This window comes from Pseudomonas sp. (assembly GCF_037994325.1).
Classification (GTDB): domain Bacteria; phylum Pseudomonadota; class Gammaproteobacteria; order Pseudomonadales; family Pseudomonadaceae; genus Aquipseudomonas.
Genome location: NZ_JBBNAH010000136.1, coordinates 1 through 7,279 on the forward strand (window position 1 = coordinate 1; position 7,279 = coordinate 7,279).

General features: G+C 59.5%; 5 protein-coding genes. 4 read left to right on the top strand and 1 reads right to left on the bottom strand.

The window, feature by feature from the left end; all coding sequences use genetic code 11:
• The coding region (hrpA, locus tag AAAB16_RS04515) for an ATP-dependent RNA helicase HrpA (protein ID WP_340662265.1) at positions 1-3,897 on the top strand (3,897 nt) is incomplete at its 5' end.
• 152 nt (positions 3,898-4,049) lie between these two features.
• Here the strand turns inward: hrpA and AAAB16_RS04520 are convergent.
• Entirely contained in the window at positions 4,050-5,048 is a 999-nt protein-coding gene (locus AAAB16_RS04520) for a TRAP transporter substrate-binding protein (RefSeq protein ID WP_340662266.1), read from the bottom strand.
• Positions 5,049-5,458: 410 nt separating this feature from the next.
• Between AAAB16_RS04520 and AAAB16_RS04525 the strand changes: the two genes are divergently transcribed.
• The 3 genes from AAAB16_RS04525 (at position 5,459) to AAAB16_RS04535 (ending at position 7,183) form a co-directional block, all read left to right on the top strand.
• Positions 5,459-5,896 carry an HIT family protein gene (locus AAAB16_RS04525; protein ID WP_340662267.1) on the top strand — a complete coding sequence of 146 codons (438 nt, stop codon included), beginning with the start codon at positions 5,459-5,461 and terminating at the stop codon, positions 5,894-5,896.
• Between the two features lie 223 nt (positions 5,897-6,119).
• Entirely contained in the window at positions 6,120-6,749 is a 630-nt protein-coding gene (locus AAAB16_RS04530) for a cysteine peptidase family C39 domain-containing protein (protein ID WP_340662268.1), read from the top strand.
• A 236-nt stretch (positions 6,750-6,985) separates the two neighbouring features.
• The gene (locus AAAB16_RS04535; RefSeq protein WP_340662269.1) at positions 6,986-7,183 is read left to right on the top strand and encodes a glycosyltransferase; all 198 of its coding nucleotides are present in this window, start codon (positions 6,986-6,988) and stop codon (positions 7,181-7,183) included.
• The last annotated feature ends 96 nt before the right edge of the window (positions 7,184-7,279 follow it).

Consider the following 7,279-nt stretch of genomic DNA (forward strand, 5'->3'; position numbering starts at 1 on the left):
GAACTGCGCAAGGCCGGGCATGCCGACGAGGCCAAACTGGCGCAATGGCTGGAGCGCTTCCAGCAGAGCTGCGCCAAGGTCGAGGCGCGGCGCCTGAGCGTGCCGCTGATGCGCTACGACGACAGCCTGCCGATTGCCGCCAAGCGCGATGAAATCAAAGCGGCGCTGGCCAAGCATCAGGTGCTGATCATTGCCGGCGAAACCGGCTCGGGCAAAACCACCCAGCTGCCAAAAATCTGCCTGGAAATCGGTCGTGGTGTGCACGGCCTGATCGGCCATACCCAGCCACGGCGCTTGGCGGCGCGCAGTGTGGCAACGCGGGTGGCGGAAGAAATCGGCACGCCGCTGGGTGAACTGGTGGGTTACCAAGTGCGTTTTGAAGATCAGAGCAAAGACAGCTCGCTGATCAAACTGATGACCGACGGCATCTTGCTCGCTGAAACCCAGCACGACCGCTACCTGGAAAAGTACGACACGCTGATCGTCGACGAAGCCCACGAACGCAGCCTGAATATCGACTTTTTGCTGGGCTACCTGAAAACCCTGCTGCCCCGTCGCCCGGACCTCAAGGTGATCATCACCTCGGCGACCATCGACCTTGAGCGCTTTTCCAAGCACTTCGATAACGCGCCGATTGTGGAAGTGTCGGGGCGCACCTTTCCGGTGGAGACCTGGTACCGGCCGCTGGTGTCTGAAGTGGACGAGGAGGGTGAAAGCCTGGTCGATGACCTCAGCGTCGACCAAGGCATTCTCGCCACTCTGGATGAGATCGAAGCGTTTGAGCGCAGTGAAGGTAAACGCCCTGGCGATGTGCTGGTGTTTTTGCCCGGCGAGCGCGAGATTCGCGACTGCGCCGACCTGCTGCGCAAAGCCAATCTGCGTTTTACCGAAGTGCTGCCGCTGTACGCGCGCCTGACCCCGGCCGAGCAACAGAAGATTTTCGCGCCCATGGCCGGGCGCAAGATTGTGCTGGCCACCAACGTCGCGGAAACCTCGCTGACGGTGCCGGGCATCCGCTATGTCATCGACAGCGGCACCGCGCGCATCAGCCGTTACAGCTACCGCGCCAAGGTGCAGCGCTTGCCCATTGAAGCGGTGTCGCAAGCCAGTGCCAACCAGCGTAAAGGCCGTTGCGGGCGGGTCGAGCCGGGTATTTGCGTGCGTTTGTACAGCGAAGAAGATTTTCTCGCTCGCCCAGCGTTTACCGACCCAGAGATCTTGCGTACCAACCTGGCGGCGGTGATTTTGCAGATGCTCCATCTGCGCCTCGGCGAGATCGACGCCTTCCCGTTTATTGAGCCGCCGGATGGCAAAGCCATCAGCGACGGTTTTAACCTGCTGCAAGAGCTTTCAGCGGTTAACCGCGAAAGCCAGCTCACGCCGATTGGCCGGCAACTGGCGCGGTTGCCCATCGACCCACGCCTGGGCCGTATGGTGCTGGAAGCGGCCAAGCTCGGCAGCCTGGATGAGATATTGATCGTCGCCAGCGCCCTGTCGGTGCAAGACCCGCGCGAACGGCCGATGGACCGCCAGCAAGCCGCCGACCAGGCCCATGCGCAATGGAAAGACGTCGACTCCGACTTTGCTGCGCTGATCAACCTGTGGCGCGGCTTTGAAGAAAAGCGCCAGGAACTGGGCAGCAACCCACTGCGTAACTGGTGCCGGAAAAACTTCCTTAACTACCTGCGCCTGCGCGAATGGCGCGATGCGCATCGCCAGCTCGTGCTGATTACCCGCGAGCTGAAACTCGCCCCGGAGCGCAAGAGCGAACCGGTTGCCACGCCGACCGCCGCCAAGCCGGCCGGTAACGCCGAGGCTCAGGAAGCCGCGCAACGCGCCAAAGACTACGCCGCCGTACACAAAGCCATCCTCTGCGGCCTGCTCAGCCAAATCGGGCAGAAAACCGAAGACGGCGACTACCTCGGCGCCCGCCAGCGCCGTTTCTGGATTCACCCCTCCAGCGTTATCGGTCGCAAAAAGCCGCAATGGATCATGGCCGCCGAGCTGATGGAAACCACCAAGCTGTTTGCCCGCCAGGTGGCGAAAATCGAGCCCGACTGGATCGAGCCGCTGGCCGGTCACTTGATCAAGAAAAACCACTTCGAGCCGCACTGGGAAAAACGTCGTGGGCAAGTGGTGGCGTTCGAGCAGATCACCTTGTACGGCATGATTGTGGTCGGCCGCCGGCCGGTGCATTTCGGCCCGATTGAGCCTGCGGTGGCGCGTGAATTGTTTATTCGTGAAGGCCTGGTGCGTGGCGAAATTCAGTCGCGTGCCAAGTGCCTGAAGGCCAACGAAGAGCTGCTCGAGCTATTTGACGAGCTGGAAGCCAAAGCCCGCCGCCGCGACATTCTTGCCGACGAAGAAACCCTGTTCGCCTTCTACGACGCACGCCTGCCCGCCGACATCTACCAGACCGCCACCTTCGACAATTGGTACAAAACCGAGAGCGCCAAGAATCCGCAGCTGCTGATCATGCGCGAGGAAGACATCCTCGCCCGCGACGCCAGCGAAGTAACCAGCGCGCAGTACCCCGACCACCTGCAACTGGGCGACCTGCGCCTGCCGCTGACCTACCACTTCGAACCTAACCACCCACGCGATGGCGTGACCCTGCGGGTGCCGGCGCCGCTGTTGCCGCAGATTCCGGCCGAGCGTTTGCAATGGCTGGTGCCGGGTTTGCTCGAGGCCAAGTGCATCGCCCTGGTTCGCGAGCTGCCCAAGGCACTGCGCAAGAACTTTGTGCCGGTGCCGGACTTTGTTAAAGCCGCGTTGGCGCGCATCACCTTTGCTCAGGGTTCGCTGGTGCAGGCATTGGGCGCCGAGTTGCTGCGTATGACTGGCGTGCGGGTTACGGAAGAGGCGTGGGCTGAGGCCGAGCAGCAGCTGGAAAGCCACCTGAAAATGAACCTGGAAGTGGTCGACGGGCAGGGCAAACTACTCGGCGAAGGCCGCGACCTGGCCGAGCAAACCGCACGCTTTGCCGAAGCCAGCCAGGCGGCGCTGTCCATGGTGAAAACCGACAAGCAGCAAAAGCCGGTGGAAGCCAAAGTGTTTGCCCCGGTGGCGCAAACCACCCAACAAAACATCGCCGGCCTGTCGATGACGGTATACCCGGCGTTGGTGGAAGAGGGCGGTACGGTTAAAGAAGGCCGGTTTGCCACGGCGGCCGAAGCCGAGTTCCAACACCGCCGTGCCCTGCAGCGCTTGCTGCTGCAACAACTCAACGAGCCGGCCAAGTTTCTGCGCGGCAAATTGCCGGGTCTGACGGACCTGGGCTTGCTGCACCGCGACCTCGGCCGGGTGGAAGCGCTGGTGGAAGATATTCTCCTGGCCAGCCTCGACAGCTGCATTCTTGAAGGCGAAGACCCGTTGCCCCGCGATGGTGTTGGCCTGTTGGCCCTGGCCGAGAAAAAGCGCGGCGCCTGGAGCGAGCATGCCGAACGCTTAGCGCGCCTGACCCTGGAGATTCTCAAGCTCTGGCACGGCCTGCAAAAACGCTTTAAAGGCAAAATCGACCTGGCCCAGGCCGTGGCCCTGAACGACATCAAGGCGCAGCTGGGTAACTTGGTCTACCCAGGCTTTGTCCGCGAAACGCCGGCCGAATGGCTCAAGGAATTGCCACGCTACCTAAAAGCCATCGAACAACGGTTCGACAAGCTGGGTGCGCAGGTGCAAAAGGATCGGGTGTGGAGCGGCGAGTTAGCCGGGCTCTGGGCCCAGTACCAAGCGCGGGTGGGCAAGCACGCCCAGGAAGGCAAACGCGATCCGCAGCTGGTGCTGTATCGCTGGATGTTGGAGGAGTATCGGGTGTCGCTGTTTGCGCAGCAGCTGGGGACTAAAACCGCTGTCTCCGACAAACGCCTGAATAAGCAATGGAGTGCGGTGGAGGCGTAGGGTGTGCTGTGTGCACCCGACCCGATGCTACCCCCTCACCCTAACCCTCTCCCCGAGGGGCGAGGGGACTGACCGCGTACGCCGCTCTGCTCCCCTCTACCGCTTGCGGGAGAGGGGCTGGGGGTGAGGGTAGGGCGTACCGCGGCGTTTCCTCACTTACGATTCACAGCCTTCGCCGCATGCATCACGTCGGCGCCAATATCACCTTCAAACTGCTTCCACACTGGCAGCATGGCTTCACGCCAAGCGGCTTGTTCGGCGGGGGTGAGGGTGATGATTTTGGCTTTGCCGCCGGCCACCAGTTGCTCGTAATCACGCTGGTTATTTGCTTCGGCAGTCTGGTTAACCGACTGGCTGACTTCGTCGAGAATCGACTCCAACTCGCTGCGGATCTGGAACGGAATACTGGTCCAGAACTTACTGTTGGTCACCACCATATAGCTAAGTACGCCATGGTTGGTGATGGTCACGAACGGCTGCACCTTTTCGAACTTCTGCGAAACAAAGTTCGACCAGGGGTTTTCCGTGCCCTGCACCGTGCCACTTTCCATGGCCTTGTAGGTTTCGGCGAACGGCAGTTTTACCGTGGTGGCGCCGAGGGCGGCGAATTGCGCTTCGAGTACGCTGGAACTCTGAATACGGAAAGTCAGGCCCTTGGCATCGGCCGGGGTACGCAGGGCTTTGTTGGCCGACAGCTGCTTCATGCCGTTGGTCCAGAAGCCCAGGCCATAGATATTGCTGCTGTTCATCGAACGCAACAGCTCGCGGCTTTTTTCGCGCTTGAGGAAACGGTCAACAGCGGCTTGGTCGTCGAACAGGAAGGGCAGGTCAAACACTTGCAGGCGCTTGGTGTACTTGTCGAATTTCGACAGCGACGGAGCGAGCATCTGCACGCGGCCATCAGCCAACGCGGTGAGTTCTTCGCCGTCGCCAAACAGCGTGGAATTGGCGTAGACCTCAACCTTTACCTTGCCGCCAAGGCGCTCTTCCACCAGTTTTTTGAACAGCAGCGCACCTTGGCCCTTGGGCGTGCTTTCCGCCGACACGTGGGAAAACTTGATAACGATCGGGGCGGCATCCTCAGCCGTTGCCATCGAGGGGCTGGCCGTCAGCAGCAAAGCCGCGAGCGCCAGAGACAGATACTTGAACATTGGATTTCCTTAAATTCTGCCAAGCCAAAGAACCCGTCTCAGGCTTATGGCCTGCACGGGGCGTGCATGTGTCTGGATTGTAGTCAGCGATGCGCAGCAGTAAGCCTGGGAGCAGGTGGCAGCCGCGGTGCTGTTTATTATTGGAGGGTCGCCATGACTGGTGGGCCAGGGTAGGACCGCCAGGTTTGCGAAGGGCGGGGATTCTTCCCGAAAGCATGGCGCCATGCAACCGGCGGTATGCCCAGCGGCTCGCAAATCTGCAAATTAATCACCCGTCGTCCTCGCACGGGCGGGGGGCGAGAACAGGGACGTTACGTTTCTCGCCTGGAGATTCTGGCTCCCCGCCTTCGCGGGGATGACGGTGATGGGTTAAGGTTTGCCAACTCACCCCCTCGTTACGGAGAACCTTGATGAGCCTGCACGGCGACTACGACAGCCAGAACATTTTCGCCCAGATCATTCGCGGCGATGCCCCTTGCTACACGCTGTATGAGGACGACGATGTACTGGCCTTTCTCGACGTGTTTCCGCAATCCGTTGGCCACAGCCTGGTCATCCCCAAACGTTCAGCCGCGCGCAATATTCTTGAAGTGGACACCGAGGCGCTGGCCAAAGTGATGGCCGTCGTGCAGAAAATCACCCGGGCGATTGTCGAGGAACTGCAGCCGGCCGGCGTGCAGATCGCCCAGTTCAACGGCGCACCGGCTGGGCAGACGGTGTTTCATATCCATATGCACATCGTGCCGCGTTATGCCGGGGAAGGCCTGGGCGTGCATGCCAGCCAGAAGGCCGATGCAGGGGAATTGCAAGCGCTGCAGGCGCGGTTAGTGAAACGCTTAAACGGCTGAAGGCAGCCCACCCTACGGGCACACCGTCGCCTTTGATCTCGTAGGGTGTGCTGTGAGCACCAATGCGCAGGCTTGGTCTGACTCACTCCTGGAATTTGTGACGCAGTTATCACTCCGCTCTACCGGCAAAGATGGCCCATTGCCAATACCTAGCCACCCAGATATCAAGCATCATCAAATAACCCGGTAATAAAATCGGGCGCAGTTCTGCCAAGGAAAGCGGATGACTAACGAACACCAAGGATCGGCTGTTCAAGCTGAGCCAGACACGGGCCTTGCCTGCTTAGTCATGCTGGCCCGCTTCCATAATGTGGCAGCATCCCCCGAACAATTAGCTCATGAATACCTCGACAACGGCCGCCAATTTGGCCGCGCCGAGCTATTGCTCGCAGCCAAGCAATTGGGCCTGAAAGCGACGTCGGTACGTAGCAAGCCAGAACGGCTGGCCCATGTGCCGCTGCCGGCGATTGCGGCGAGCAATGACGGGCGCTTTTTTATCATTGCCCAGCTCGATGGCGAGAAAGCGCTGATTCATGACCCCGCGCTGCCCGCCCCGAGGTCATCACCTTTGATGAGCTTAAAGCTCGCTGGAGACAAGGTCTTAGTTCATCGCGGCCTGTCCACGCTGGATGTGATTGCCATCGGTCTGCTCGGCATCATGCTGTTTGAAACCGGCCTCAGCGGCCTACGCACTTATATATTTGCCCATACCGCCAGTCGTATCGACGTTGAGCTGGGCTCCCGTTTGTTCCGCCACTTGGTCACGCTACCTCTGGCTTACTTTCAGGCCCGCCGCGTGGGTGATCCGGTAGCTCTGCGATGTAGGCATTACATGTACCCAGTGGCAACATAGCCTGCATCCCGAAGCCTACCGCGACAAAACTCAAATAATCCACGAAGGCATCGACACCGAAAACCTAAAGCCGGATGCGAACGCGGAACTGAAACTACCCGACGACGGCGCACTGAAAGATGCACCCAACTGGCGAACCAAAGTGCTCCGTGAAAACCCAGTGGATTTAAACCGCGTGCATTTTTTTGGGGAAAGTGCCTTACGAGACTTACAAAAAAGTGCTGCAAGTTTCGGCAGTGCATGTGTATTTGACCTATCCGTTTGTATTGTCGTGGTCGTTGTTGGAAGCGATGGCGACAGGGTGTTTGATAGTTGGGTCGGATACGGCGCCGGTTAGGGAGGTTATAAGGGATGGAGAGAATGGGGTGTTGGTGGATTTTTTGATGCGAGGGCGCTATCTGCAAAGATTTATAGCGTTTTATCCAAAAATATAAAGCTTCAATCATGTCGGCGATCTCGTAGAGATGCCATGCGGGAATATAAGAATAATACGGGTGTTGAAAGCTATATTGATTTACTTGGTTGCGAAT

Bases quoted from the DNA above. Each gene is read 5' to 3' on its own strand.
- AAAB16_RS04520 (WP_340662266.1), bottom strand. From the start codon at position 5,048: ATGTTCAAGTATCTGTCTCTGGCGCTCGCGGCTTTGCTGCTGACGGCC.
- AAAB16_RS04530 (WP_340662268.1), top strand. From the start codon at position 6,120: ATGACTAACGAACACCAAGGATCGGCTGTTCAAGCTGAGCCAGACACG.
- AAAB16_RS04525 (WP_340662267.1), top strand. From the start codon at position 5,459: ATGAGCCTGCACGGCGACTACGACAGCCAGAACATTTTCGCCCAGATC.